The sequence below is a fragment of the Micromonospora sp. WMMD710 genome (assembly GCF_029626045.1).
In the GTDB taxonomy this organism is placed as follows: domain Bacteria; phylum Actinomycetota; class Actinomycetes; order Mycobacteriales; family Micromonosporaceae; genus Micromonospora.
This window is the reverse complement of sequence record NZ_JARUBD010000001.1, coordinates 2,178,693-2,203,809: the sequence shown is the minus strand read 5'-3', so window position 1 is coordinate 2,203,809 and position 25,117 is coordinate 2,178,693. Positions and strand designations below refer to the sequence as shown.

Sequence of the window (25,117 nt, the reverse complement as noted above, 5' to 3'; positions counted from 1 at the left end):
CGCCCGACGGTGGATGGCCGGCCGGTCCCTGCGGACGCGACTGGTGCTCGCCCTGGTCGCGCTGCTCGCCGTGGTCAGCGTCGCCATCGGCGGGCTGACCACGATCGCGTTGCGGCACTTCCTGATCGACCGGCTCGACGGCCAACTGGCGCCCGCGACGGCCATGCGCGGCGACCGTCCGGGGCGGCCGGCGTTCCCGGGCAGCGGCCCCGCCGTCCCACCCGGGCTGCCGTCCGGCACGGTGGTCGCCGAGATCACCGACGGCCGGGTGACGAGCGCGCGGACCCTCACCACCAGCCCGTCCGGCGCCGACCCGTTCCCCGACGAGCAGTCCGTCCCGGTCGGGGAGGTCACCACCCTGGCGGACCTGCCGGTCGGCGTCGCCCCGCGTACCGTCGACCTCGGCGCCCGCGGCGACTACCGGGCCGTCGCCCGGCAGTACTGGGACGGCCGGGTACGGGTCGTCGCGATCCCGCTGTCCGGCGTCCAGGAGACCATCTGGTGGATGGTCGCCGCGCAGGCCGCGGTGGCGGCCGTCGGGCTGGTCATCGCCGGGGCCGCCGGGGCGCTGATCGTCCGCGCCACGCTGCGCCCACTGAACCGGGTGGCCGCCACCGCCACCCGGGTCACCGAGCTGCCGCTGGATCGCGGCGAGGTGGCCCTCGCCGTCCGCGTCCCGGCCGAGGACACCGACGCGCGTACGGAGGTCGGCCAGGTCGGCGCCGCGCTGAACCGGATGCTCGGCCACGTCGCCGACGCCCTCGCCGCCCGGCAGGCCAGCGAGACCCGGGTACGCCAGTTCGTCGCCGACGCCAGCCACGAGCTGCGCACACCCCTGGCCGCGATCCGGGGATACGCCGAGGTGGCCCGGCGCGGCCGCGACGAGGTCCCCGCCGACGTGGCGCACGCGTTGCGTCGCGTCGAGTCGGAGAGCACCCGGATGACCAGCCTCGTCGACGACCTGCTGCTGCTGGCCCGACTCGACACCGGCCGGCCGCTGGCCGTCGAACCGGTCGACCTGACCGCCCTGGTGGTCGACGCGGTCAGCGACGCGCACGTCGCCGGCCCCGAGCACCGCTGGCAGCTCGACCTGCCGGAGGTGGCGATCCGGGTGCCCGGCGACACCGCCCGGCTGCACCAGGTGGTGGCGAACCTGCTGGCCAACGCCCGGGTGCACACACCGCCCGGCACGACGGTGACCACCACGCTGAGCGTCGCGGCGGGTGCGGCCGTGCTCGCCGTCGCCGACGACGGGCCGGGGGTGCCGCCGCAGCTGCGACCGGAGATGTTCGAGCGGTTCGCCCGCGGCGACAGCTCTCGGTCCCGGGCGCACGGCAGCACCGGTCTCGGCCTGGCGATCGTCGCCGCCGTGGTGGAGGCCCACCACGGCACGGTCACCGTGGACAGTCGCCCGGGGCGGACCGTGTTCACCGTCCGGCTGCCCCATCCCACAGCTGACGCATAGGCGACGCACGGCCTCGCGCCAGCCCCGCCGTCAAGGCTGGCCGCATGGACACATCAGAGGCCCTGCTGACGACGCCCGCCGAACCCGACCCGCCGGCGGCCACGCGCCCCGACGAGCACCCGCCGCCGCAGCGCCGCTCGCCGGCCTGGACCCGGACCGCGCTGGCGGTCCTGCTGCTCGCCACCGCCCTGCTCTACATCTGGGGCCTCGGCGCCTCCGGCTGGGCCAACTCGTTCTACGCGGCCGCCGTGCAGGCCGGCTCGGTGAGCGGGAAGGCGTTCTTCTACGGCTCGTCGGACGCGGCCAACTCCATCACCGTCGACAAGACACCCGCCTCGCTGTGGCTGATGGCCCTGTCGGTACGCGTGTTCGGCCTGAACAGCTGGGCGATGCTCGTGCCGCAGGCGCTCTGCGGGGTCGCCTCGGTGGGCGTGCTGTACGCGACGGTGCGGCGCTGGTACGGGCCGGTGGCCGGCCTGATCGCTGGTGCGGTCCTCGCCGTCACCCCGGTCGCGACGCTGATGTTCCGGTTCAACAACCCCGACGCGCTGCTGGTCCTGCTGCTGGTCGCCGGCGCGTACGCCACCGTCCGCGCCCTGGAAACGGCCAGCACCCGGTGGATCGTGGTGGTCGGCGTGCTGGTCGGCTTCGGCTTCCTGACCAAGATGCTCCAGGCGTTCCTGCTGGTGCCGGTCTTCGCCGGGGTCTACCTGCTCGCCGCGCCGACCGGGCTGTGGCGGCGGGTCCGGCACCTGCTGCTCGCCGGCCTCGCGGTGGTGGTGTCCGCCGGCTGGTGGGTGGCGATCGTCGAGCTGGTCCCGGCCAGCGCCCGGCCGTACATCGGCGGGTCGCAGGGCAACAGCATCCTGGAGCTGACCCTCGGCTACAACGGCCTCGGCCGGATCACCGGCGACGAGGTGGGCAGCGTCGGCGGCGGGGGCGGCCGGATGGGCGGGGGAGGCGGTGGCCCGTTCTCCGGGCAGACCGGCCTGCTGCGCATGTTCGACAGCGAGATCGGCGGTCAGGTCTCCTGGCTGCTGCCGGCCGCGGTGATCCTGTTCGTCGCCGGGCTGGTGGTGGCCGGGCGTGCGGCGCGTACCGACCGGACCCGGGCCGGGCTGCTGCTCTGGGGTGGTTGGCTGTTGGTCACCGGGCTGATCTTCAGCTTTATGTCCGGGATCTTCCACGCCTACTACACGGTGGCGCTCGCCCCAGCCGTCGGCGCGCTGGTCGGCATCGGGGCGACGCTGCTGTGGCACCAGCGCCAGCCGGTCCCGGCCACCGTCGACCCGGCGACATCGGCGGTCGAGCCGTCGCCAGCGTCGGCCGCCGAGCCGCTGCCGTCGGCCGCCGAGCCGCTGCCGCCCTCGGCCGTCGGGCCGTTGCCGTCGTCGGCCGAGCCGTTGCCGGCGTCGTCGGGCGATGCCCCGGTGGCTGCCGCGCCGCGCTGGCGGCGGTGGCGTCCGCTCGCCGCCACGGTGACGCTCGCCGGCACCCTCGCGGTCACCGTCTGGTGGGCGTGGGTGCTGCTCGGTCGTAGCCCTGACTGGTACCCGTGGCTGCGGGTCGTCGTGCTCGTCGCCGGCCTGCTGGGCGCGGCGCTGCTCCTGCTGGTCACCCGGCTGCCCCGCCGCTTCGTGCCGGTCGTGCTGGGCCTCGGCGTGGCGGCGGCCCTCACCGGCCCGGCGGCGTACGCGGCGCAGACCGCCTCGACCCCGCACACCGGGTCGATCCCCAGCGCCGGCCCGGCCGTGCAGGGTGGGTTCGGGCGCGGCGGCTTCCCCGGTGGTCGACCGCCCGGTGGGATGCAGTTCCCGCGCGGCGGTCAGTTCCCCGGCGACGGCCGCACCGGCGGGCAGAACGGCGGTCAGGTCCCGGGCTTCCCCGGCGGCGGACCCAACGGCGGCCAGGTCCCGGGTGGGCAGAACGGCGGCCAGCTGCCGAGCTTCCCGGGCGGTGGTCAGGTTCCCGGCGTCCCGGGCGGCGGTCAGGTTCCCGGTATCCCGGGCGGTGGTCAGCTGCCCGGCGTCCCAGGCGGTGGTCAGCTGCCGGGCTTCCCCGGCGGCGGGCAGGGTCGCGAGGCCGGCGGCGGCATGGGTGGGCTGCTCGACGCCCGCGAGCCCAGCGCCGCGCTGCGCGAGCTGCTGGAGCGTGACAGCGACAGCTACACCTGGGTGGCGGCCACCATCGGCTCGAACAACGCCTCCGGCTACCAGCTCGCCACCGGCGATCCGGTGATGCCGATCGGCGGGTTCAACGGCAGCGACCCGTCACCGACCCTCGCGCAGTTCCAGCGCTACGTCGCCGACAAGAAAATCCACTACTTCGTCGGTGGTGGCGGTTTCCGGGCCAACGGCGGCAGCTCCGCCTCGCAGGAGATCTCCACCTGGGTCGCGGAGACCTTCACGGCGCAGACCGTGGACGGGGTCACCGTCTACGACCTGAGCACCGGCGGGAACGCGTCGTGAGCGCGTTCAGCGTGCCCCGCGCCGCCGTTCAGGCACGCCCCGCCACCGCCGGCGCCGTGCTGGACGTGGTGATCCCGGTCTACAACGAGGAGACCGACCTCGGGCCGTGCGTACGGCGGCTGCACGCCCACCTCAGCGAGCACTTCCCGTACCCGTTCCGGATCACCATCGCCGACAACGCCAGCGTCGACGACACCCTGAAGGTCGCCGAGGGGATCGCCGGTGAGCTGCTCGGCGTCGAGGTGCTGCACCTGGAGGCCAAGGGCCGGGGCAGGGCGCTGTCGGCAGCCTGGTCGGCGTCGTCCGCGCCGGTGCTGGCGTACATGGACGTGGACCTGTCCACCGACCTGGCGGCGCTGCTCCCGCTGGTCGCGCCCCTGATCTCCGGGCACTCGGATGTGGCGATCGGCACCCGGCTGGCGCGGACCTCCCGGGTGGTGCGCGGCGCCAAACGGGAGGTCATCTCGCGGGCGTACAACCTGCTGCTGCGCGGCGCCCTGGCGGCGCGGTTCTCCGACGCGCAGTGCGGGTTCAAGGCGATCCGCGCCGACGTGGCCGGCCGACTGCTCCCGCTGGTACGCGACACCGGCTGGTTCTTCGACACCGAGTTGCTGGTGCTGGCCCAGCGGGCCGGGCTGCGCATCCACGAGGTGCCGGTGGACTGGGTCGACGACCCGGACAGCCGCGTCGACATCGTCGCGACGGCCCTGGCCGACCTGCGCGGCATGGGCCGGCTGGCGCGGGCGTTGCTGACCGGCGCGCTGCCGCTGGCCGAGCTGCGCGCGCAGCTCGGCCGGGCGCCGCTGGTCGCCCCGCCGGCGCAGGTGCCGGTCGGGTTGCCCCGGCAGCTGGTCCGGTTCGCCGCGGTCGGGGTGGCCAGCACGCTCGCGTACCTGCTGCTCTTCGTCGCCACCCGGGGCGCGCTCGGGGCGCAGCCGGCGAACCTGCTGGCCCTGCTGGTGACCGCGGTGGCAAACACGGCCGCGAACCGGCGGTTGACGTTCGGCATCAGCGGGCGACGGCACGCCGGCCGGCACCACGTGCAGGGCCTGCTCGCCTTCGGCCTCGGCCTGGCGTTGACCAGTGGTTCGCTGGCCGTGCTGCACGCGGTGCAGGCCGCACCCGCCCGGCCGGTGGAGCTGGCGGTGCTGGTGGCGGCGAACCTGGCCGCGACCGTGCTGCGGTTCGTGCTGCTGCGCCTCGGCATGCACCACCGGCGCGGCTGAGGCGTCGACCGGTCAGGCGGCCAGCGCCTGTGCGAGGACCTCGACGACGCGTCGCGTGTGGCGCCCGTCGGGGTCCTCGTCGACGTTCAGGTCGGTCACGCTGATCCCGAGCAGCCGGTCGGCGCGGGCCAGGGGAGTGACCAGCGCGATCAGGTCCGGCCAGCGCAGCCCGTCCGGTTCGGGGTAGCTGACCGCCGGCAGGTCGCGCGGGTCCACCGCGTCCAGGTCGAGGTGCAGCCACGCCGGCCCGTCGCCGCCGGCGGCAAGCCTGGCCCCGACCGCCCCGGCACCCTGGCGCAGCAGGTCGGCGGCGGTCACCTGGTGGATCGCCGGGTCGATCCGGGCCACCTCGACCCGGCCGCTGTCGTCGTCGGACGGGCGGTGCCCGAGCAGGTGCACCCGCCCGGGGTCGAGCAGCGCGCCGTCGCACCCGATGGCGGCGGCCGGCCCGTGCCCGGTGACGACGGAGAGGTCCATGTCGGCGGCCTCGCCGGTCGGCGACGTCGCGCCGTCGAGGAAATCCGGGTGGGCGTCGACGAACCACAGCTCCGTCGCCGGCGGCAGGGCACGGCAGACGCCGGGCAGGATGGCGCAATCCCCGCCGAGCACCAACGGCCGTCGGCCGTCGGCGATCAGCGCCACGACCCGGGCGGTGATGGCCGCGCCGGCCCGGACCAGGCCGGCGGCGCCGATCACCCCGCTCGCCGGATCACGGGCCGTGCCGCGCAGCGACGCCTCGTCCACCCGGCCACCGTCGTCGGCGGCCAGGGCGTCGAGCAGGCCGGCGCCGCGCAGCGCGGCCGGGGCCCGTTCCTCGCCGCGTCCCGCGCCGGAGGAGTCCAGTGGCGCGTCCACGATCGTCCAGCGCACGTCCGCAGCGTACCGGCGGGAGCGGACGTCCCGGCCACATTCTGTGGTGAGCCTGGGAGTCCGCCGATGTGCCCGCGACGGCGCTGACGATCGGCGTACGGTGTCAGACAAGTCCGGCTTTCTGGGTCAAAAGCCTCACCGCTGAACTCCCGGGACGCCGGCGTTGAGACGGGGCGAGGACAAGGAGCGATCGGTGATCCATCTGGCCTACCTGGACGCGGGGTCCGGCAGCCTGATCGTGCAGGCGGTCGTCGGCGGGGTCGCCGGCGTCGCGGTCGCCGCCAAGCTCTACTGGCGGCGGCTGGTCGACCGGTTCCGCCGGCAGCCCACCGACCAGCGGTGACCCGGTCCGTTCCGGCGATGACGACCGCACCCACCCGGGTACGCCCCGAGCCGGCCTCCTTCCGCGACCCGGCCAACCGGGTCTTCCACGTCGGCGACGAGGTGCTGCGCGGGCTGGACGCGCGGGCCGCCGAACACTGGCGGGCGCTGCGCGCCAGCACGTTCTTCCCCGCACTGGTTGCCGCGGGCAAGGTCTGCGCCACCGAGGACGCACCGCCGGCGCTGGTGCCCGCCGGTACGCCGTGGGCGGCGGTGCTGCGCCACGAGCGGATCCCGTTCGTCTCGCACCCGTACGAGTGGTCGTTCACCATGCTGCGCGACGCCGCGCTGCTGCACACCGAGATCCTGCGGGCGGCGCTCGGCGACGGCTTCACCACCAAGGACGGCTCCGCCTACAACCTGCAGTGGCACGGCGCCCAACCCGTCTTCATCGACATCGGCTCCTTCGAGCCGGTCCGTGACGGCGAACCGTGGGCCGGCTACCGCCAGTTCTGCCAGACCGCGCTCTACCCGCTGCTGCTCACCGCCCACCTGGGCGTCGACTTCCAACCGTGGCTGCGCGCCCAGGTCGACGGCATCGAGGCCGAGCAGCTCCGGCCGCTGTTCGGCGGCACCCGCCGGCTGCGCCCCGGCGTCCTGACCCACCTGCACCTGCACGGCGCGATGCAGCAACGCAACGCCGCCGCCAGCAGCACCGACGTACGCGACCAGCTGCGCGCCGCCGGCTTCTCCCGCGATCTGCTGCTGGCCACCGTGCGCGGCATCGACAAGCTGCTGCACCGCCTCGACCGCCGCCCGGCCGACAGCCACTGGGCGGACTACCAGCGCACCTGCGGCTACTCCGCGCAGGACCGGACGGCCAAGGAACAGTTCGTGACCGCCGCGCTGACCGCCGGCACCCGCCCCCGCCTGGTGCTCGACCTCGGCGCCAACGACGGCCGCTACTCGCGGCTGGCCGCCGCGTACGCCGACTACGTGGTCGCCGTCGAGCAGGACCCGGCCGTCGTCGACGAGCTGTACCGGGCGCTGCGCTCCGAGGGGCAGCAGCGCATCCTCCCGCTGGTGCTGGACCTGGCCGACCCGTCACCCGGCGGCGGCTGGCGGGGCGTCGAGCGGGCCGGGTTCGCCGAGCGGGCCGACGCCGACGCCGTGCTCGCCCTGGCGGTGGTGCACCACCTGGCGATCGGGCGCAACGTGCCGCTGCCGGAGGTCGTCGACTGGCTGGCCGGGCTGACCGCGCCCGGCGGGGCGGTGGTGGTGGAGTTCGTCCACCCCGAGGACCCGATGGCCCGGCGGTTGCTCGCCAACAAACCCGAGGGCCTCTTCCCCGACTACCGGCGGGACGTGTTCGAGGGGCTGCTCGCCGCCCGTGGCCGGGTCACCGACCGTCTGGAGCTGCCCTCGGGCACCCGCACGCTCTACCGGGCGGTGCGGGGTGACTGAACCGGTCGCCGTGCCACCACCCGATGTCGGGCGGTGGGACCGGGGCTGGCGCGGTGAGCTGGGCCGGCTGCTGGAGGTCGTGGCGCTGGTCGGGCTGGTGGTCACCCAACCGCTGCTGGACGTGCTGGGCCGCAGCCCCGACTTCTTCCTGTTCCACCGCGCCGACCCGGGGCAGATCCTGCTGCTGACGGCCCTGGTGGCGGTCGTGCCCACCGTACCGGTGGCGCTGCTCGGCGCGCTCAGTCGACTCGCCGGCCGGACCGTCCGCGCCAGCGCCCACACCGGGCTGGTCGGGCTGTTGCTGGCCGCCCTCGCCGTGCAGGTGGGCCGGCACGTGACGCCGCTTCGGGGCGTACCCCTGCTGGTTGTGGCCCTGCTGGCCGGCGCGGCCGGCGCTGCCGCGCACCGGCGGTGGCGGGCGCCCGGCCGGGCGCTGCGGCTGGCCGCCGTCGGACCCCTGGTGTTCGTGGCGCTCTTCCTGGTCGTCTCACCCACCTCGGCGGTGGTGCTGCCGCGCGGCGACGGCGGCGCCGCCGGCACCGCACAGGGTACGGGCGTGCACCCGCCGGTGGTCATGCTGATCCTCGACGAGCTGCCCCTGGTCAGCCTGCTCGGCGCGGACGGGCGGATCGACGCGGCCCGGTACCCGAACTTCGCCGAGCTGGTCGGCGCCTCGACCTGGTACCGCAACGCCACCGGCGTCAGCGGCTGGACCCCCAACGCGCTGCCCGCCATGCTCACCGGGAAGTACCCGCAGCGGCAGGTCGCCCCGCACTACTCGCAGTACCCGGACAACCTCTTCACCGCCTTCGGCGGCCTGTACGACATCCGCGCCGAGGAGAGCATCACCCGACTCTGCCCGCCCAGCCGCTGCGAACAGCCGGTCGCCCCGGAACAGGGCCTCGGCGTGCTGGTCCGCGAGACCGGCAAGCTGCTCGGGCAGGTCGCCGGGCCGACGGAGAGCGCGGTCGACCCGGAGGACTCCTACCGGGAGAGGACCCGCGCCGAGGCCGGCCTGGACGCCGCCGAGCCGGTGCCGGACGACCCGAAGTTCCGCTGGGACAGCCTCGACGACAACCAGCCGGCCCGGTTCACGAGCTTCCTGGCCGGCCTGAAGCCGACCGCCCGACCCACCCTGCACTTCCTGCACCTGCTGATGCCGCACTCGCCGTGGGCGTACCTGCCGTCCGGCGCCCGCTACGACGCCCCGGAGGACCTGCCCAACGACGGCGCCGGCTGGATCGACCTGGCCCGGCAGCGCCACCTCGCGCAGCTCGGCTACACCGACCGGCTGATCGGCGAGACGCTGCGCACACTGCGCGCCAGCGGCCTCTACGACCAGGCTCTCGTCGTGGTCACCGCCGACCACGGGGTGAGCTTCACACCGGGCGCCCAGGGCCGGGGCATGGACGCGATCAAGGCCGCCGCCGGGCAGGTCGCCTGGGTGCCGATGGTCATCAAGGAACCCCGGCAGCAGACCGGCCGGGTGGACGACCGCAACTGGGAACACGTCGACCTGCTGCCGACCGTCGCCGACGAGGCCGGCGTCCGCCTGCCCTGGCGCGTCGACGGCCGCTCCGCCCGACAGGCCCCCCGCACCGACGGTACGAAGCACTTCTACGACCGGCCCGGCGAACCGGTCACCTTCCCCGGCGGGGTGCCCGCCCCGCCGCCCCTGCCGACGCCGCACCCCCTGGTGGGCACCGAGGTCCGCGCCGGCGCGACAGAGGGCAACGCGAGGGTGGCCGACCTGGCCGCGTTCCGGTCGACGGACCCGGACACCGGCACCCTCCCGGCGCTCGTCTGGGGTGACGTACCGGACGGGATACCCGACGGCACCCTGCTCGCCGTGGCGGTCAACGGCCGCGTCGGCGCCGTCGTCCCGGTGGTGCCACCGGACCCCGGCGGACGACGGTTCGCCGCGCTGCTCACCGACGACCGGCTGTTCCGGGCCGGCACCAACCAGCTGGACGTCTACCAGGTCGCGGGGGACGGTACGCTGCGCCGCCTCGCGCTGTCCTGATCCGGGTCGGCGCTCGCTCCCGCCGGCCGGGAATGGGTTTTCCCGGCCGTCTGGTCGGGAATCGGGTGACGCATGCCTCACCGCCGTACCACGGCGGGCGTTGTCCCCCGAGCCGCAATTACGGTAGAAGCGAAGGCAATTCAACGTAGATCTGCCGGCGAAGCGAGGAACCACATGACGGAAGTCAAGCTCGATCACCCCGGTGGGCAGCTGTCGATGCCGGTACATCCCGCGGTCGAGGGCCCCGCCGGTATCGGGGTGAGCAAGCTGCTGAAGGAAACCGGGATGACGACGTACGACCCCGGTTTCGTCAACACCGCCGCTGCCGCATCCGCGATCACCTACATCGACGGCGACGCGGGGATCCTGCGTTACCGGGGATACCCGATCGAGCAGCTGGCCGAGAAGTCCTCCTTCCTGGAGGTCTCGTACCTGCTCATCTACGGTGAGCTGCCGACCGAGCAGCAGCTGACCGAGTTCACCGAGTGGATTCGGCGGCACTCGCTGCTGCACGAGGAGATGCGCCGGTTCTTCGACGGCTTCCCCCGCGACGCCCACCCGATGGCGGTGCTGTCGTCCGCGGTGAGCGCGCTCTCCACCTTCTACCAGGACAGCCTGGACCCGTTCGACTCCGAGCACGTGGAGATCTCCACGGTCCGGCTCATGGCGAAGGTCCCCACCATCGCCTCGTACGCGTACAAGAAGTCCATCGGGCAGCCGCTGCTCTACCCCGACAACTCGCTGGGGTACGTGGACAACCTGCTGCGGATGACCTTCGGCGTGCCGGCGGAGCCGTACGAGGTCGACCCGGTGATGTCGAAGGTGCTGGACATGCTGTTCGTCCTGCACGCCGACCACGAGCAGAACTGCTCCACGTCGACCGTCCGGCTGGTCGGCTCCAGCAACGCCAACCTGTTCGCCTCGGTGTCCGCCGGCGTGAACGCGCTGTTCGGCCCGCTGCACGGCGGCGCCAACCAGGCGGTGCTGGAGATGCTCCAGCAGATCCACGCCGGCGACGACGACGTCCGCTCCTTTGTCCGCAAGGTCAAGAACAAGGAGGACGGCGTCAAGCTGATGGGCTTCGGCCACCGGGTCTACAAGAACTACGACCCGCGGGCGGCGATCGTCAAGAAGGCCGCGCAGGACGTGCTGGGCCGGATGGCCAAGCCGGACCCGCTGCTGGACATCGCCATGGAGCTGGAGGAGATCGCGCTCGCCGACGACTTCTTCGTCTCCCGTCGGCTCTACCCGAACGTGGACTTCTACACCGGCCTGATCTACAAGGCCATGGGCTTCCCCACGAAGATGTTCACGGTCCTCTTCGCGCTCGGCCGGCTCCCCGGCTGGATCGCCCAGTGGCGCGAGATGATCAGCGACCCGGAGACCAAGATCGGCCGTCCGCGGCAGGTCTACGTCGGCTCCGCCGAGCGGGACTACGTCCCCTTCAACGAGCGCTGACCTTCGCCGTACGCACCACCGCAGGCTGTCGACCCGATCCGGGGTCGGCGGCTTGCGGTGTTCCGGCCCCCGCCACGGGTTCCCTGATGAGCGTGATGCCGGTGAGTCATCAAGATGACTCACCGGCATCACGCTCATCAGGACGAAGCCTGCTGGGCCGGCGAGGGCTGTCCGGCTCCGAAGGCGGAGATGGTCTGCGCCCGCCAGCCCGCCCGCCAGCCCGCGCGCGCTGCGCCACCCAAGCCGGCGGCGATCAGCGCGAACTGGCGTCGATCAAGAGGCGTCAGCGCGCGACGTGCACCTCAGCGCAGGCCGGCGGCGGCGAGCAGGTTGCCCTCGGGCAGCGCCGGGAGCGCCCGCCCGTGGGACATGCGTTGCTCGGCGCGCTCGGCGGTGAACGCGGCGTCGGTGGCGATGGCGGCGGCGTAGCTGGCGGCGGTGCGCTGCGCGATGGCCGCCCAGCCGTACTGGTCGTGGACCATCCGGCGGGCGCGGCGGGCCATGGCGCGGGCGCGCTCGCGGTCGGACAGCAGCGCGTCCACGGCGTCGGCGAGCCCGTCGGGGTCGTGCGGGCGGAAGGTCATGCCGGTCGCGCCCGGTTCGACGATCTCGGCGAGGCCGCCGGTGGCGGCTACGGCGAGGGGCGCTCCGGCTGCGGCGCCCTCCAGGGCCACCATGCCGAACGGCTCGTAGATGCTCGGCACCGCGAAACAGTCGGAGGCGGCCATCAGCGCCGGCAGGTCGGTGCCGCCGAGGAAGCCCGGCATCGTGACCATGTGCCCCAGGCCGTGGCGGTGCACCTCGGCCTCCAGCTCGGCGCGGTACGGGCCGTCGCCGGCGATCACGGCACGCAGCCCGGGGTGGCGCTCCCGCAGACGCGGCAGGCCGGCGATCAGGTGCTGGACGCCCTTCTCGTAGACGAGCCGGCCGGCGAAGGTGACCAGCGGGCCGTCCCCGGCGAACCGGGCGCGTGCGGCGGCCACGGCGCGAGCCGGCACCTTCCAGCGGTGCGGCTCCACGCCGTTGGCGACCACGTCGACCCGCCCGGCCGGTACGCCGAACAGCGCGTTCACCTCGTCGCGCATGTAACCGGAGCAGACGATCAGGCGACCGGACTCGCTGCTGAGCCACTGCTCGACGCCGTGGATGGTGCGGTTCATCTCCTCGGGTAGCCAGCCCTGGTGCCGGCCGGCTTCGGTGGCGTGGATGGTGGTGACGAGGGGGATGTCCAGGTGGTCGCGCAGGGTCATGGCGGTGTGCGCGACGAGCCAGTCGTGGGCGTGGATGACGTCGTAGCTGTCGGCCTGGGTGGCGCGTAGGGCGGTGCGGGTGAGGGTGTGGTTGAACGCCATCGTCCAGGCGAGCAGGGAGCCGGTGGCCAAGGGGAAGGTGACCGGGTCTTCGGGGGCGCGCAGGATGCGCACGCCGTCGGCGTACTCCTCCAGGGGTGCGCCCTCGGCGTGGCGGGTGACGACGGTGACCTCGTGGCCGGCGGCGGCCAGGGCGACGGAGAGGGCGTGCACGTGTCGGCCGAGGCCGCCGACGAGCACCGGCGGGTACTCCCACGACAGCATCAGGATGCGACGGTTCTGCGGGGGCACTCCCGGGCCGGGCTGCGGCGGCACGGCCGCGCCGGGGAGACCGGGCTGCGCGGGGATCTGGGGCCGGGAGGTCAGGGTGGGCCGGTGGGCCCGGTCCTTGGTGGCAGTGTGCTGCTCGTCGACCCGCAGGGTCACATCAATCTCCGTCCATGCATGGTGGGACGCGCCGACGTCAGTGGCGGCAGAACGAGGGGGTGTAAGAGGTGGCCGAGGGCCTGGCGGGCACGCGCGAACGCTTGTCCCCGGTCAAGGAAAGTGCATCGAGCCCAAGAACGCATCCCGAAAAGGGTCATCGTGACGGAGGACACCTGAAGGGTGTAGCGCCCATCAGACAGGTGGTTTTCGGCCATCGCCTGAAAGGATGGATTGGCGCGCCGGGGCGCAGGGCAATACCCGGCCGCACATGACCGTGTTCTGAGGGAGCGACATGCAGGTCTGGCCGGGCGAGCGGTACCCCCTGGGCGCCACCTACGACGGGATGGGCACCAACTTCGCCATCTTCTCGGAGGTGGCCGAGCGGATCGAGCTGTGCCTGTTCGACGAGTGGGACACCGGCGCGGAGCGCCGCGTCGAGCTGCGTGAGGTCGACGCGTACGTGTGGCACGCGTACCTGCCCGGCATCGAGCCGGGCCAGCGCTACGGCTTCCGGGTGTACGGCCCGTACGACCCGGCGAACGGGCTGCGCTGCAACCCGCACAAGCTGCTACTCGACCCGTACGCCAAGGCCATCGACGGTGACGTGACGTGGGATCCGGCGGTGTACGACTACGAGCTGGGCGAGCCGGAGAAGATGAACGAGACCGACTCGGCGCCGTTCATGCCGAAGTCGGTGGTGGTCAACCCGTACTTCGACTGGGGCAACGACAAGCCGCCGCGCACCCCGTACCACCACTCGGTGATCTACGAGGCGCACGTACGCGGGTTGACCATGCGGCACCCGGACATCCCGGAGGAGCTGCGCGGCACGTACGCGGGCATCGCCTCCCCGCCGATGATCGAGTATCTGACCCGGCTCGGGGTGACGGCGATCGAGCTGATGCCGGTGCACGAGTTCGTCCACGACCACCGGCTCGTCGACCTGGGGTTGCGCAACTACTGGGGCTACAACACGATCGGCTTCTTCGCCCCGCACCACGGCTACTCGGCGCTGGGCCACCTCGGCCAGCAGGTGCAGGAGTTCCGGGGCATGGTCAAGGCGCTGCACGCGGCGGGCATCGAGGTCATCCTCGACGTGGTCTACAACCACACCGCCGAGGGCAACCACCTCGGCCCGACGCTGAGCTTCAAGGGCGTGGACGCGCCCAGCTACTACCGGCTCAGCGAGGAGGACCGCCGCTACTTCGTCGACTACACGGGCACCGGCAACAGCCTCAACGTCCGTGCCCCGCACTCGCTGCAACTGATCATGGATTCGCTGCGCTACTGGGTGACCGAGATGCACGTCGACGGTTTCCGCTTCGACCTGGCCGCCACCCTGGCCCGCGAGTTCTACGAGGTGGACCGGCTGTCCACCTTCTTCGAGGTGGTGCAGCAGGACCCGGTGGTCAGCCAGGTCAAGCTGATCGCCGAACCGTGGGACGTCGGCCCGGGCGGCTACCAGGTGGGCAACTTCCCGCCGCTGTGGACCGAGTGGAACGGCAAGTACCGCGACACCGTGCGGGACTTCTGGCGCGGTGAGCCGGCGACCCTCGCCGAGTTCGCGTCGCGCATCTCCGGCTCCGCCGACCTGTACCAGGACGACGGGCGCCGTCCGTTCCACAGCATCAACTTCGTCACCGCGCACGACGGGTTCACCCTCAACGACCTGGTGTCGTACAACGACAAGCACAACGAGGCCAACGGCGAGGACAACCGCGACGGCGAGAGCCACAACCGGTCGTGGAACTGCGGCGTGGAGGGCGACACCGACGACGAGGCGGTGCTCGCGCTGCGGGCCAAGCAGCGGCGCAACTTCCTGGCCACCCTGATGCTGTCGCAGGGCGTGCCGATGATCGCCCACGGCGACGAGTTGGGCCGCACCCAGCACGGCAACAACAACGTCTACTGCCAGGACAGCGAGCTGGCCTGGGTCGACTGGGAGAACGCGGACTCGCAGCTGCTGGAGTTCGTCCAGACGCTGACCGCGTTCCGCAAACGGCACCAGGTGTTCCGCCGCCGCCGGTTCTTCACCGGCCTGCCGGTCGGCGGGCGCGGCACCGACGAGCCGCTGCCCGACCTGGCCTGGCACACCCCGGACGGGCGGGAGATGACCGGCGAGGACTGGGGCAACGACTTCGGCCGCTCGGTGGCCCTGTTCGTCAACGGGGAGGGCATCCGTGAGCGCGGCCAGTACGGCCAGCGCCACCACGACGCCTCGTTCCTGCTCTGCTTCAACGCCCACGACGCGCCGCTGGAGTTCACCCTGCCGGGCAGCGAGTACGGGCAGAAGTGGGAACGGGTGATCAGCACCGCCGAACCCGAACCGGACGACGTCACGGTGATCAGCGCGGGCGGCACCATCCGGGTGCCGGACCGTTCCCTGGTGGTGTTGGAGAGGACGATCTGACATGCCGGCCACCCCTCCGAAGGCCACCTACCGGATCCAGGTCCGCCCCGGCTTCGACCTGGACGCCACCGCCGCCGTCGTCGACTACCTCGCCGACCTGGGCGTCAGCCACCTCTACAGCGCACCCCTGCTGGCCGCCACCCCCGGCTCCCAGCACGGCTACGACGTCGTCGACCATCGGGCGGTCGGCCCGGAGCTGGGCGGCGAGGCCGCTCGGCAACGGCTGCTGCGCGCACTGCGAGACAGGCAGCTCGGCCTGGTCGTCGACATCGTCCCCAACCACGCCGGTGTCGCCGTACCCCCGGCCAACCCGGCCTGGTGGGACGTGCTGCGTCGGGGGCGCGACTCGTCGTACGCCGACTGGTTCGACATCGACTGGGACCGGGGCCGGCTGCTGCTGCCGGTGTTGGCCGACGACCCGGCCGCCCTCGACGACCTCAAGCTGGTCGACGGTGAGCTGCGCTACCACGAGCACCGCTTCCCGATCGCCGACGGCACCGGCGACGGCGACGCCCGAGCGGTGCACGACCGTCAGCACTACGAGCTGATCTCCTGGCGGCGCGGTGACGCCGAGCTGACGTACCGCCGGTTCTTCGCCATCGCGGGCCTGGCCGGTCTGCGGGTGGAGGACCCGGCGGTGTTCGCCGCCACCCACGAGTTGATCCTGCGCTGGGCGGCCGCCGGCGAGGTCGACGGCATCCGCGTCGACCACCCGGACGGCCTGCGCGACCCGGCCGGCTACCTGACCCGGTTGCGGGCCGCCGCGCCGGACGCCTGGATCGTGGTGGAGAAGATTCTGGAGTACGGCGAGGAGCTGCCGGACTGGCCGGTGGATGGCACCACCGGCTACGACGCCCTCGCCGCGGTGAACGGGCTGTTCGTCGACCCGGACGCCGAGGGCGACTTCACCGTGCTGGACACCCGGCTGACCGGCCGGCACACCTCGTGGGAGGACCTGACCCACGCCACGAAACTGGCCGCCGCCACCCACCTGCTCGCCGCCGAGTTGACCCGGCTGGCCGCGCTCGCCCCCGAGGTGCCGACCGAACAGGCGCGCACCGCGCTCGCCGAGCTGGCCGCCGCGTTCCCCGTCTACCGGGGTTACCCGCCGCACGGCGCCCGGCACCTCGCCGCCGCCCGCTCCGAGGCGGGCCGCCGCCGACCCGATCTGGCGACCGCCCTGGACGCGATCACTCGCCGGCTGCGCGACCCCGACGACGAGCTGGGCCAACGGTTCCCGCAGCTGACCGGCGCGGTGATGGCCAAGGGCGTGGAGGACACGGCGTTCTACCGGTGGACCCGGTTCGTGGCGCTCAACGAGGTCGGCGGCAGCCCCGCCCACTTCGGCGTGCCGCTCGCCGAGTTCCACCGCTTCGCCAACGCGCGCCACGTCCGCTGGCCGGCCAGCATGACCACCACCGCCACCCATGACACCAAACGCGGCGAGGACGTCCGCGCCCGCCTCGCCGTGCTCAGCGAACTGCCGGGCCGCTGGGGCGAGCAGGTCACGGCCTGGATGGAGTACGCCCCGCTGCCCGACCCGGCGTTCGCCCACCTGCTGTGGCAGACCGCCGTCGGCGCGTGGCCGATCGAACGGGAGCGGCTGCACGCGTACGCCGAGAAGGCCGCCCGGGAGGCCGCGGCCTCGACCAGTTGGGCGGACCCCGACCCGACCTTTGAACAGGCCATGCACGCGGTCATCGACCGGATGTACGACGACGAGCAGCTGCACGCCGAGCTGACCGAACTCGCCGCCGCCCTCGCCCCCGCCGGCTGGTGCAACTCGCTCGGCCAGAAGCTCGTGCAACTCGCCATGCCCGGCGTGCCCGACAACTACCAGGGCACCGAGCTGTGGGACAACTCCCTCGTCGACCCCGACAACCGCCGCCCGGTCGACTTCGACGTACGCCGAGAGATGCTGGCACGGCTCGACGACGGCTGGCGTCCCCCGATCGACACCGACGGAGCGGCGAAGCTGCTCGTCGTGTCGCGGACCCTGCGGTTGCGGCGGGCGCACCCGGAGCTGTTCACCGGCTACCGGCCGGTGCCCGTGCACGGGCCGGCGGCCCGGCACGTGGTGGCCTTCGACCGGGGTGGCGCGATCGCCGTCGCGACCCGCCTCCCGCTCGGTCTGGCGCGCGCCGGTGGGTGGCGCGACACAGTCCTGTCGCTTCCCGTTAACGAGGTGAAGGACCTGTTCACCGGCCGGGTCTACAGTGGCGGAGAGACTTTGCTGGCCGACCTTCTGGCCGACTATCCCGTCGCTCTGCTGGCTCCTCCCACCACTGACGCGGAGGCTGCGTGATGACCGAATTCGCCGTCTGGGCGCCGGACGCCACCCGGGTACGGCTGCACCTGCCGGGCGACGCCGACCACGAGATGCGCGCCGCCGCCGACGGCTGGTGGCAGGTCGAGGTGCCCGGGGCAGGCCCCGGCACCGACTACTCCTTTCTGCTGAACGACGACGAAACCCCGCTGCCCGACCCCCGGTCGCCGTGGCAGCCTGCGGGTGTGCACGGGCCGAGCCGCCTCTACGACCAGTCCGCCTTCGAGTGGACCGACAGCTCATGGACCGGCCGGCAGCTGCCCGGCAGCATCCTCTACGAGCTGCACATCGGCACCTTCACCCCGGACGGCACCTTCGACGCGGCCATCGACCGCCTCGACCACCTGGTCGCGTTGGGCGTCGACCTGATCGAGCTGCTCCCGGTCAACGCCTTCAACGGCGAACACAACTGGGGGTACGACGGCGTCTGCTGGTACGCCCCGCACGAGCCCTACGGCGGCCCCGACGGCCTGAAACGGTTCGTCGACGCCGCCCACGCTCGCGGTCTGGGGGTGATCCTCGACGTCGTCTACAACCATTTCGGGCCCTCCGGGGCCTACGCGCCGCAGTTCGGGCCCTACCTCGCCGAGCAGAGCAACAGTTGGGGCCGCTCGGTCAACCTGGACGGCCCGCACTCCGACGAGGTACGCCGCTACATCATCGACAGCGTGCTCATGTGGCTGCGCGACTACCACGTCGACGGGCTGCGTCTGGACGCCGTGCACGCCCTGCACGACTCGCGGGCTGTCCCCATTTTGGAAGAGCTGGCTGTTTCCGTTGAATCCTTGTCGACTCATCTGGGCCGGCCGCTGTCGCTGATCGCCGAGTCCGACCTCAACGATCCACGGCTCATCACCCCTCGGGAGGCGGGTGGGTTCGGCCTGCACGCGCAGTGGAACGACGACGCTCACCACGCGCTGCACACGCTGCTGACGGGGGAGCGGCAGGGCTACTACGGGGACTTCGGCTCGCTGGAGACCCTTGCTGACGTCTTGACCGGTGGGTTCTTCCACGCGGGGACCTGGTCCAGCTTCCGGAACCGGCACCATGGGCGACCGGTTGATCCCCGGATTCCTGGGCACCGGTTCGTGGCCTACCTCCAGAACCACGACCAGATCGGGAACCGGGCTACCGGGGATCGGATCTCGGCCTCGCTCTCGCCTTCGCTGCTGCGGGTCGGGGCCACGTTGCTGCTTACCGCGCCGTTCACCCCCATGTTGTTCATGGGGGAGGAGTGGGCTGCCTCCACGCCGTGGCAGTTCTTCACCTCGCACCCGGAGCCTGAGCTGGCTACCGCTGTGGCGCTGGGGCGGCGGCGGGAGTTTGCTTCGCACGGGTGGGCTGAGGGGGACGTGCCCGATCCGCAGGACCCGCAGACGTTCGTACGGTCGCGGTTGGACTGGGCTGAGCTGGACAAGCCCGAGCATGCGTCGATGCTGGCGTTCTACCAGCGGTTGATCGGGCTGCGGCGGTCTCTTCCTGATCTCTCGGATCCTCGGCTGCATGCGGTTTCTGTGCAGCATGGGGACCAGTTCCTGCTGATGCGGCGGGGGGACACGCTGGTTGTGGCGAACCTGGCTGGGCGGGGGCAGGGAGTGTCGCTGCCTGGGGTGGCGCGGCGAGTGCTGCTGGCTACGGGGGAGGGCGTCACCGTGATGCGGGACCGGATCCAGTTGCCGGCGGAGACTGCGGCGATCGTGGCGCTCTGACCGGGGTACCTCAGGACATCTTAATCGCACTGCCTCTGCGCCGCCGAGGCGGCGCAGGCCGAGCCAGGGCTCAAGTCCGGGCCGGAGCCCGAGTCCGGGGCGGCAACGGCAGCACCTGGTCTCCGCCAGACGGCGATCTCCTACACGAACTGCTTCGAGGCGCGAGCCACCGCCCCGGCTTCATCCGTAGAGGCGAGCCAGACTGCTCGCGCAAGTTGGACGCGACGGTGTAGCGATCGAGTTCGGATGGAACGACGAAAGACCCTGGCCAGACAGACTGCTGTCTTTCCGCCGACCGTCTAGGCCGTCGTCGAGCCGCCAAGAATGTCCAAGTGGCCGCGAGCGACCAGAGGCTTAGCAGGGTCATCGCCGGTGGCAGCGGCTAACTCGGTAGGCGACAGGCCGGGTGTCATGCACAGCGGAACTTATTCACTCGGTCTGCGGCGCGGTTTCGGCTCGATAACTTGCAGGCCGACAGTCAGACGGGGCGGCCGAACCTCCAGAAAGGTAAATGGGGCCGCGTTCGTCGCGGGCACGGAATGCCATCTGAACTCGAGTGGCGACGTTGTCGGGAAGACGCTGCTCAGCCTCTTCGCGCGAGAAGAAGCCGATTTCCTCCAACTCTTGACCGGGTAGCTTGAAGCCGTCTAGGTTTGCGATGCATCCGCAGTCGAAAGTGAAGCTGACTATAGCCCGCGGCCGTTGCCCAGCGGGCGGCGCCCAGTCGACTATAAGAAGGTCACCCACGGGCACAACGACCCCCAACTCCTCTCGGACCTCGCGGGCGCAGGCCTCATGCGGGTACTCGCCGTCGTCCACATAGCCGCCAGGGAAGGCCCAATGGTCGCGGTAGGTGGGCTTGACGAGCAGCACATTCCCGTCAGGATCGGTTATGAAGGCCGCAGCAGCGGCGTAGAAGGACGCCAGGTTCGCGTACCACGTGGCGGGCTCCGTCCAGGTCACCTCGGTGACGCTAGCGGATATGTCCGGCTGCGCTACCGCTCTACCTGGTTGCTGGCACTCCCGCGAGGGTATGCAGCAGTTTGTTGACCTCGGGCGAGGCCTGCTGCATGTTGAGCGCGGTAATGAGTTCGCGGACGCGTTGCTGAACACGTGCCGACTGGATGCCCCCAGCGTGCTGCGCCAGCTTCCGGCCCCAGTCGCAGGCGGCGTTGGTGTCTCCAGCACGGGCGTGAGTCATGGCGATGAGGGCGGTGTGCAGGACACGCGTCCGGGTGTTCTGGCTGTCGAGGTTGAGCGCGTCGGGGGCATGTCGAAGGGCCTGCGTGTACAGACGCAGGTCGCCTAGGCACCTCAGCGCGGCCCCGGCCAGGTGGGCAGGGCTGAAGTAGCCGACCCAGCGTGGGCCGGAATCTGTGCCCGCCGCCCGATCGAGAGCACGCTCAGCCCTAGCGAGGGCGAGTTGACAGGCTCGTCGCTCGCCTGACTGTCCATAGGCAGTAGCTGCGGTGGCATGCAGCCGAGCGAGGACGGCGGCGGGCGCGCGGCCGGCCCCGTCGATGGCCGCCTCGACGAGCCGGGCCGCCTCTCGGGCGTGCCCCATGAACACAGCCTGGGTGGCGAGGTTCGCTAGCAGGTGAGCGCCGTAGAGACGGTCGTCACCGGCCTTGGCGAGCCGCAGGCCGAGCGTCACATGATGTTGTGCCATGGCATGTTCGCCCGCGTCGTACGACATGAAGGCGAGCTGGCCAGCGAGCGTTGCTGCCGCGCGCATGAGGTCGCGACCTACGGCATCGGTGTAGGTGCCGCGCAGCATGGGCGCGACCTGACGTACGAGGAAGTCGGCCATGACGGCACGGGCGCGCGGCGAGCCGCTGCCGTGACGCCGATCGAGATCGGTGAAGTGGTCCGCCAGCGAGTACAGCGATTGAACATCGGTGGAAGTGACCTGGTGCCGGCCATTCCGGCTGACCGCCTCGTCGGGCAGGTCATACCGCCAGCCGAGGGCCGCCTCTAACGCTTTACCGCTGTCGAACACTCCGCTGGCATGTTGGTTGAAGTGCTTGGCCAACCTCGTCCAGATCTGCTCGGCGGTATCGATCGCCCCGTCGACGGACGCGGGGTAGACATATATTCCGATGCTGTCGGCTGCGCCGAACCCCAGCTCTGTGATGGCGACTGATCGACCGAGCCTGCGGGCAATTGTCTCGGCCATGGCGGCCTGGACGTGCTCCCCAGGCCGGCGACCACGCAACCACCAGTAGACGCTGGCAGCGTCGTATCGCCAAGCGCCCTCGTTGCGACCGGCGTGGTTGAGCTGCCTAGCGAAGGCGGCGTGGGCGTTGCCGTAACCGGCAGCACTCAGCAGCCCTTCGAACGCCGAGTTCGTCACCGGTCGCGCCATGGTTCTGCCTCCAGGCATCAGCCAACTATCAGCAGTAATCAGCCTATGCGCTGCTGCGGTCCTTTGGGGACCGGCGCAACCCAGCGCAACCCACGTCCTGAGCAGCGCAATGGAGCACATCGCTTGCCATCTGGTCCTTCCCCGGGCAGCCAGTTTGACTGATCGCGAATCCATGGGCGCGACAGCGAAAATCCATCAGCCGCGCCCACCTGACGGAGGTGGAGATGAATCGCGACGAGTCGGCGAACAAAGGTGAGCAGGCCGAGGCCGCCGAGCGGGAGGCTGCCAAGCAGCGCCTCCTGGCCCAGGCCGAGGCGGACCGCGTACCCGTGGACGACACGACCCGCGCGGTCCCGGACCGGCGGTGGCGGCGTGACCAGCGATGACCTTCCGATCGGCCGCCGCGTGGCGAGCTGGCGGGTGCGGCGGCAGATGACGCAGCAGATGCTCGCCGACCGGCTGCGCAGGTCGAAGAGCTGGGTCGACAAGATCGAGCGGGGTGCCCGCACCCTGGACCGGTACTCGGTCATCCAGGAACTGGCCCACGTCCTGCGGGTCGATCCAGACGTGCTGCTCGGCCAGCCGCGCAGCACCCCGGCGGGCACACCGGACGGGGTGGACGACATCCGGGCCGCTCTCGCCCACTACGACCTGCGGCAGATCCCGACCCAGACGCCGGACGAGCTGAACAGGCAGGTCGGGCACGCCTGGTTGACCTATCAGCACGCGCACTACGGGCAGTTGGTGCGCCTGCTGCCGGGTCTGCTCTACGCCGCCCAGGGTGCGCAGTCGGCGGAGCTGCTGGTGCAGGCGTACCGGATCACCTCGTCCCTGCTGGTGAAGCTCGGCGAACCCGACCTGGCCTGGCTGGCCGCCGACCGCGCGATCACCACCGCCGGAGACAACCGAGTCCTCGCGGCAGCAGCAGCCATCTCGATAACCCAGGCGCTCCGCGCCGCCAACCGCAACCCCCTGGCCCTGGAGGCCGCAACCCGCCTCCTCCCACCCCCGTCCCGACCCGGTGATCATGAGGTTGACCGGCGCTGGGGAGATCAAATCGCCCGTCAACCTCATGATCACCGAGGCGGGCGCGGGCGCGGGCGCAACGGCGAGGGCGGGGGCGACGGCGAGGGCGGGGGCAACGGCGGGAGCGCGGCAGAGTGGGCGGTGGGCGGGACGCTGCTGGTGCAGGCTGCTCTTGCCGCCGCTGGGTGCGGCGAGCACCGCCGGGCCGGCGAGCTGACCGACCGGGCCGCGGGCGTCGCCGCCGGCCTTCGGGGGTACGACGATCCGCACCGCACCAGCTTCGGGCCGATCGTCGTCGAGGTGGCGCGGGTGGTGGTGGCGGCGTCGCGGGGTGACGCCGTCGAGGCGCTGCGCAGGCACTCGACCGTGGTGCGGCGGGAGGGGTGGCGGCGGTTGCCGGCCGAGTATCGGGGTGCCTACCTGCTCGATGTCGCGCGGATCTACCTGCACGCCGGTGACCTGCGCGGGGCGGCGCGCGCGTTGGTCGACGCGGACAGTGTCGCGCCGGCTGAGGTTCGGGGACGGCCGCTGGCGCGTACTCTCATCGCCGATTGTGCCTGCGCGCAGCCGGCGCCGGCCGGCGTGGCGCGACTGGCGACGCTGGTCGGGCTCAACCGCTGACGCTCACGACCAGCGGGCACATTCGGCAGCGAGGCGGGGGTCGGTGCGCACCCAGACCTCGCCTGCGGCGGCGTCGGCCGGGGCGTCGACCCGTTCGAGGCCGAGGAGTTCGATCAGCGGGAGCAGGGTGGCGCGTTCGGCGCGGTCGTCGTCGACGTCGTGCGAGTCGAAGAAGACGTAGTACTGGTCGCTGGGGTCGACGTAGCCCGAGGCTGCCCAGATCCGGGCTACCTCTTCGATCGCCGCCGCCTCCGTCGTGATGGTGGCGGCGCGGGCGGCACCGCGGGTCTCCGGTGAGCCGCCGAGGTCGGCTGGGTCGGCGAACCACTGGCCGAACTGGTCGAGGCCGCGATAGCCGTTCTCGAAGAACAGCATGGTGCCCGTCAGCCTATCGGGGCGGGTTTCCGCGAACGTGAGATGTGGGCATGGTCACGGCTCCACTCGCTGCCCGGCGCCGCTGGTCGAAGACGGTGACCCCTTTGACGGGGGCAGTGTCAACCCGGTTGGCGACAACACTTGATCCGGGACGGAAGACCGACGTTGCGTGTCTGCTTGCTTACCCACGGTCCAATCTGGAGTACGGCCCGCCGTGAGGGCGGCCGTACACAATGGAGGTATCGGATGCTGATCATCGCCGAGGAGCGGGACACCTACCCACCGAACGGGCAAATTCCCAACCTGGAGACCGACGAGAAGGCGTCCGACGACATCGTGAGCCGGATCGAGGCGCTCCTGCCCGGCGACCTCAAGCTCGAGGTCGTCGGGGCGTTGGTGAACTGGTCGGCGAGCATCCTGCTGCCGCACCGAAGCTTCGCGACCTGGGCCGAGGCCGTCACTGCCGCGACCCGCTTCGCGCGCAACGACAAGGCCCTCGCCACCGACGACAGCCAGCGGCAGCGTGACGAGCCTGTCGGCGGCGACGACCTGACGAAACTCAACGTGGCGTTGGCGAGTACGGGGCGGACCGGCGACCCGCAGATCGCCCTGCGCGACGAGAGCCGCAAGTGGGCGAACTGCGGAATGGCGGCGTTCCAGATCCGCGAGCAGTTGCGCGACAAGGGCGGCGAGCCCGTCCGCCTGTCGGGCGAGACCTACCGGGCCGGCAACGGCGACGTGCTCAAGAAGGCGTTACTCGTCAAGCCCGCCAGCGCCGCGACCGTCCTGCTGCTCGACTGCCAGTTCCCGCAGGTGCACAACTTCGTCGTCGAGGTGCACCACGACGGGTCGCGCTACCTGGCACAGGGTTACCAGGGCAGCTACTTCGCCCACTGGTGGCTGGGCATCAACGACAGCTACTCCGGAGATCCGTCGGCCGAGATCCTCGCGCTGCGTGAGCGGTACGGGCTGGGTCGCCCGATCAGCCCGGAGAACTACGAGAGCATGCTCGACGGCCTGGTCGCGGCCACCTCGTCCGACTGGCAGGAGACCGCGAACCAGTGGCGGACGTTGCCGTTCAACCCTGACCGGCAGGAGGTCGACGGGATCCGCCGCCGGTCCGAGACGCCGACGATCCTCATCGAGGTGTTCGAGCTGCGCAAACCGGCGGTGGCGCGAGCCGCGCTCGGCGGTAACGGCAGCGCGTCGCTCAGCGAGCTGGCGACGCGGGGTATGAAAACCGCCTGACGCCGG

18 protein-coding genes are annotated in these 25,117 nt (G+C 71.9%); 13 read left to right on the top strand and 5 right to left on the bottom strand.

What is annotated here, in order from left to right:
- Positions 1-13 precede the first annotated feature (13 nt).
- Genes O7620_RS10130 through O7620_RS10120 form a run of 3 tightly spaced genes read left to right on the top strand, consistent with a single transcriptional unit; the run spans position 14 to position 5,159 of the window.
- A complete protein-coding gene (locus tag O7620_RS10130) occupies positions 14-1,465 on the top strand; it encodes a HAMP domain-containing sensor histidine kinase (RefSeq protein WP_278126937.1) in 1,452 nt (483 codons plus the stop codon).
- A 44-nt stretch (positions 1,466-1,509) separates the two neighbouring features.
- Positions 1,510-3,933 (top strand): glycosyltransferase family 39 protein, encoded by a 2,424-nt coding sequence (locus O7620_RS10125; RefSeq protein WP_278122821.1) that lies wholly within the window; start codon positions 1,510-1,512, stop codon positions 3,931-3,933.
- On the top strand, positions 3,930-5,159 hold the full coding sequence (locus O7620_RS10120; RefSeq protein WP_278122820.1) for a glycosyltransferase: 1,230 nt from the start codon (positions 3,930-3,932) through the stop codon (positions 5,157-5,159). The genes O7620_RS10125 and O7620_RS10120 overlap by 4 nt, the downstream gene beginning before the upstream one ends.
- A gap of 12 nt (positions 5,160-5,171) precedes the next feature.
- On the opposite strand, the gene O7620_RS10115 is transcribed toward O7620_RS10120, so the two are convergent.
- Positions 5,172-6,029, bottom strand: coding sequence for an arginase family protein (locus tag O7620_RS10115; RefSeq protein ID WP_278122819.1), 858 nt, complete (start codon positions 6,027-6,029; stop codon positions 5,172-5,174).
- 193 nt (positions 6,030-6,222) lie between these two features.
- On the opposite strand from O7620_RS10115, the gene O7620_RS10110 reads away from it, so the two are divergent.
- The 4 genes from O7620_RS10110 (at position 6,223) to O7620_RS10095 (ending at position 11,295) form a co-directional block, all read left to right on the top strand.
- The gene (locus O7620_RS10110; RefSeq protein ID WP_167517342.1) at positions 6,223-6,372 is read left to right on the top strand and encodes a hypothetical protein; all 150 of its coding nucleotides are present in this window, start codon (positions 6,223-6,225) and stop codon (positions 6,370-6,372) included.
- Positions 6,373-6,389: 17 nt separating this feature from the next.
- Positions 6,390-7,814: a methyltransferase gene (locus O7620_RS10105; RefSeq protein ID WP_278122818.1), complete on the top strand. Its 1,425-nt coding sequence runs from the start codon at positions 6,390-6,392 to the stop codon at positions 7,812-7,814.
- On the top strand, positions 7,807-9,837 hold the full coding sequence (locus O7620_RS10100) for a sulfatase-like hydrolase/transferase (protein ID WP_278122817.1): 2,031 nt from the start codon (positions 7,807-7,809) through the stop codon (positions 9,835-9,837). The genes O7620_RS10105 and O7620_RS10100 overlap by 8 nt, the downstream gene beginning before the upstream one ends.
- A gap of 174 nt (positions 9,838-10,011) precedes the next feature.
- Complete coding sequence (locus O7620_RS10095) at positions 10,012-11,295, top strand: citrate synthase (RefSeq protein WP_278122816.1); 1,284 nt, start codon at positions 10,012-10,014, stop codon at positions 11,293-11,295.
- 302 nt (positions 11,296-11,597) lie between these two features.
- Here O7620_RS10095 and O7620_RS10090 read toward each other — a convergent pair whose 3' ends face one another.
- Positions 11,598-12,869: a glycosyltransferase family 4 protein gene (locus tag O7620_RS10090; RefSeq protein ID WP_278126936.1), complete on the bottom strand. Its 1,272-nt coding sequence runs from the start codon at positions 12,867-12,869 to the stop codon at positions 11,598-11,600.
- A 454-nt stretch (positions 12,870-13,323) separates the two neighbouring features.
- Between O7620_RS10090 and glgX the strand changes: the two genes are divergently transcribed.
- Genes glgX through treZ form a run of 3 tightly spaced genes read left to right on the top strand, consistent with a single transcriptional unit; the run spans position 13,324 to position 19,476 of the window.
- Positions 13,324-15,441 (top strand): glycogen debranching protein GlgX, encoded by a 2,118-nt coding sequence (gene glgX, locus O7620_RS10085; protein ID WP_278122815.1) that lies wholly within the window; start codon positions 13,324-13,326, stop codon positions 15,439-15,441.
- A gap of 1 nt (position 15,442) precedes the next feature.
- On the top strand, positions 15,443-17,746 hold the full coding sequence (gene treY / locus O7620_RS10080) for a malto-oligosyltrehalose synthase (RefSeq protein ID WP_278122814.1): 2,304 nt from the start codon (positions 15,443-15,445) through the stop codon (positions 17,744-17,746).
- Positions 17,746-19,476, top strand: coding sequence for a malto-oligosyltrehalose trehalohydrolase (gene treZ / locus O7620_RS10075; protein WP_278122813.1), 1,731 nt, complete (start codon positions 17,746-17,748; stop codon positions 19,474-19,476). Before treY ends, treZ begins: the two co-directional genes overlap by 1 nt.
- 429 nt (positions 19,477-19,905) lie before the next feature.
- On the opposite strand, the gene O7620_RS10070 is transcribed toward treZ, so the two are convergent.
- Together O7620_RS10070 and O7620_RS10065 are read right to left on the bottom strand one after the other, a co-directional pair.
- Positions 19,906-20,439, bottom strand: coding sequence for an NUDIX hydrolase (locus O7620_RS10070; protein ID WP_278122812.1), 534 nt, complete (start codon positions 20,437-20,439; stop codon positions 19,906-19,908).
- Between the two features lie 40 nt (positions 20,440-20,479).
- Positions 20,480-21,841, bottom strand: a complete 1,362-nt coding sequence (locus tag O7620_RS10065; protein WP_278122811.1) for a hypothetical protein — start codon at positions 21,839-21,841, stop codon at positions 20,480-20,482.
- Positions 21,842-22,065: 224 nt separating this feature from the next.
- Here O7620_RS10065 and O7620_RS10060 point away from each other — a divergent pair, with 224 nt between their 5' ends.
- Positions 22,066-22,227 carry a hypothetical protein gene (locus O7620_RS10060; protein ID WP_278122810.1) on the top strand — a complete coding sequence of 54 codons (162 nt, stop codon included), beginning with the start codon at positions 22,066-22,068 and terminating at the stop codon, positions 22,225-22,227.
- Complete coding sequence (locus tag O7620_RS10055; RefSeq protein WP_278122809.1) at positions 22,214-23,488, top strand: helix-turn-helix domain-containing protein; 1,275 nt, start codon at positions 22,214-22,216, stop codon at positions 23,486-23,488. The genes O7620_RS10060 and O7620_RS10055 overlap by 14 nt, the downstream gene beginning before the upstream one ends.
- A gap of 3 nt (positions 23,489-23,491) precedes the next feature.
- Here O7620_RS10055 and O7620_RS10050 read toward each other — a convergent pair whose 3' ends face one another.
- Positions 23,492-23,863: a hypothetical protein gene (locus O7620_RS10050; RefSeq protein ID WP_278122808.1), complete on the bottom strand. Its 372-nt coding sequence runs from the start codon at positions 23,861-23,863 to the stop codon at positions 23,492-23,494.
- Between the two features lie 246 nt (positions 23,864-24,109).
- Here O7620_RS10050 and O7620_RS10045 point away from each other — a divergent pair, with 246 nt between their 5' ends.
- On the top strand, positions 24,110-25,111 hold the full coding sequence (locus O7620_RS10045) for a hypothetical protein (protein ID WP_278122807.1): 1,002 nt from the start codon (positions 24,110-24,112) through the stop codon (positions 25,109-25,111).
- The last annotated feature ends 6 nt before the right edge of the window (positions 25,112-25,117 follow it).

Excerpts from the sequence above, each read along its gene's own strand:
- O7620_RS10060 (WP_278122810.1), top strand. The coding sequence starts at position 22,066 with ATGAATCGCGACGAGTCGGCGAACAAAGGTGAGCAGGCCGAGGCCGCC.
- glgX (WP_278122815.1), top strand. The coding sequence starts at position 13,324 with ATGCAGGTCTGGCCGGGCGAGCGGTACCCCCTGGGCGCCACCTACGAC.
- O7620_RS10125 (WP_278122821.1), top strand. The coding sequence starts at position 1,510 with ATGGACACATCAGAGGCCCTGCTGACGACGCCCGCCGAACCCGACCCG.
- O7620_RS10050 (WP_278122808.1), bottom strand. The coding sequence starts at position 23,863 with ATGCTGTTCTTCGAGAACGGCTATCGCGGCCTCGACCAGTTCGGCCAG.
- treY (WP_278122814.1), top strand. The coding sequence starts at position 15,443 with ATGCCGGCCACCCCTCCGAAGGCCACCTACCGGATCCAGGTCCGCCCC.
- O7620_RS10065 (WP_278122811.1), bottom strand. The coding sequence starts at position 21,841 with ATGGCGCGACCGGTGACGAACTCGGCGTTCGAAGGGCTGCTGAGTGCT.
- O7620_RS10130 (WP_278126937.1), top strand. The coding sequence starts at position 14 with ATGGCCGGCCGGTCCCTGCGGACGCGACTGGTGCTCGCCCTGGTCGCG.
- O7620_RS10095 (WP_278122816.1), top strand. The coding sequence starts at position 10,012 with ATGACGGAAGTCAAGCTCGATCACCCCGGTGGGCAGCTGTCGATGCCG.
- treZ (WP_278122813.1), top strand. The coding sequence starts at position 17,746 with ATGACCGAATTCGCCGTCTGGGCGCCGGACGCCACCCGGGTACGGCTG.
- O7620_RS10045 (WP_278122807.1), top strand. The coding sequence starts at position 24,110 with ATGCTGATCATCGCCGAGGAGCGGGACACCTACCCACCGAACGGGCAA.
- O7620_RS10090 (WP_278126936.1), bottom strand. The coding sequence starts at position 12,869 with ATGCTGTCGTGGGAGTACCCGCCGGTGCTCGTCGGCGGCCTCGGCCGA.
- O7620_RS10105 (WP_278122818.1), top strand. The coding sequence starts at position 6,390 with ATGACGACCGCACCCACCCGGGTACGCCCCGAGCCGGCCTCCTTCCGC.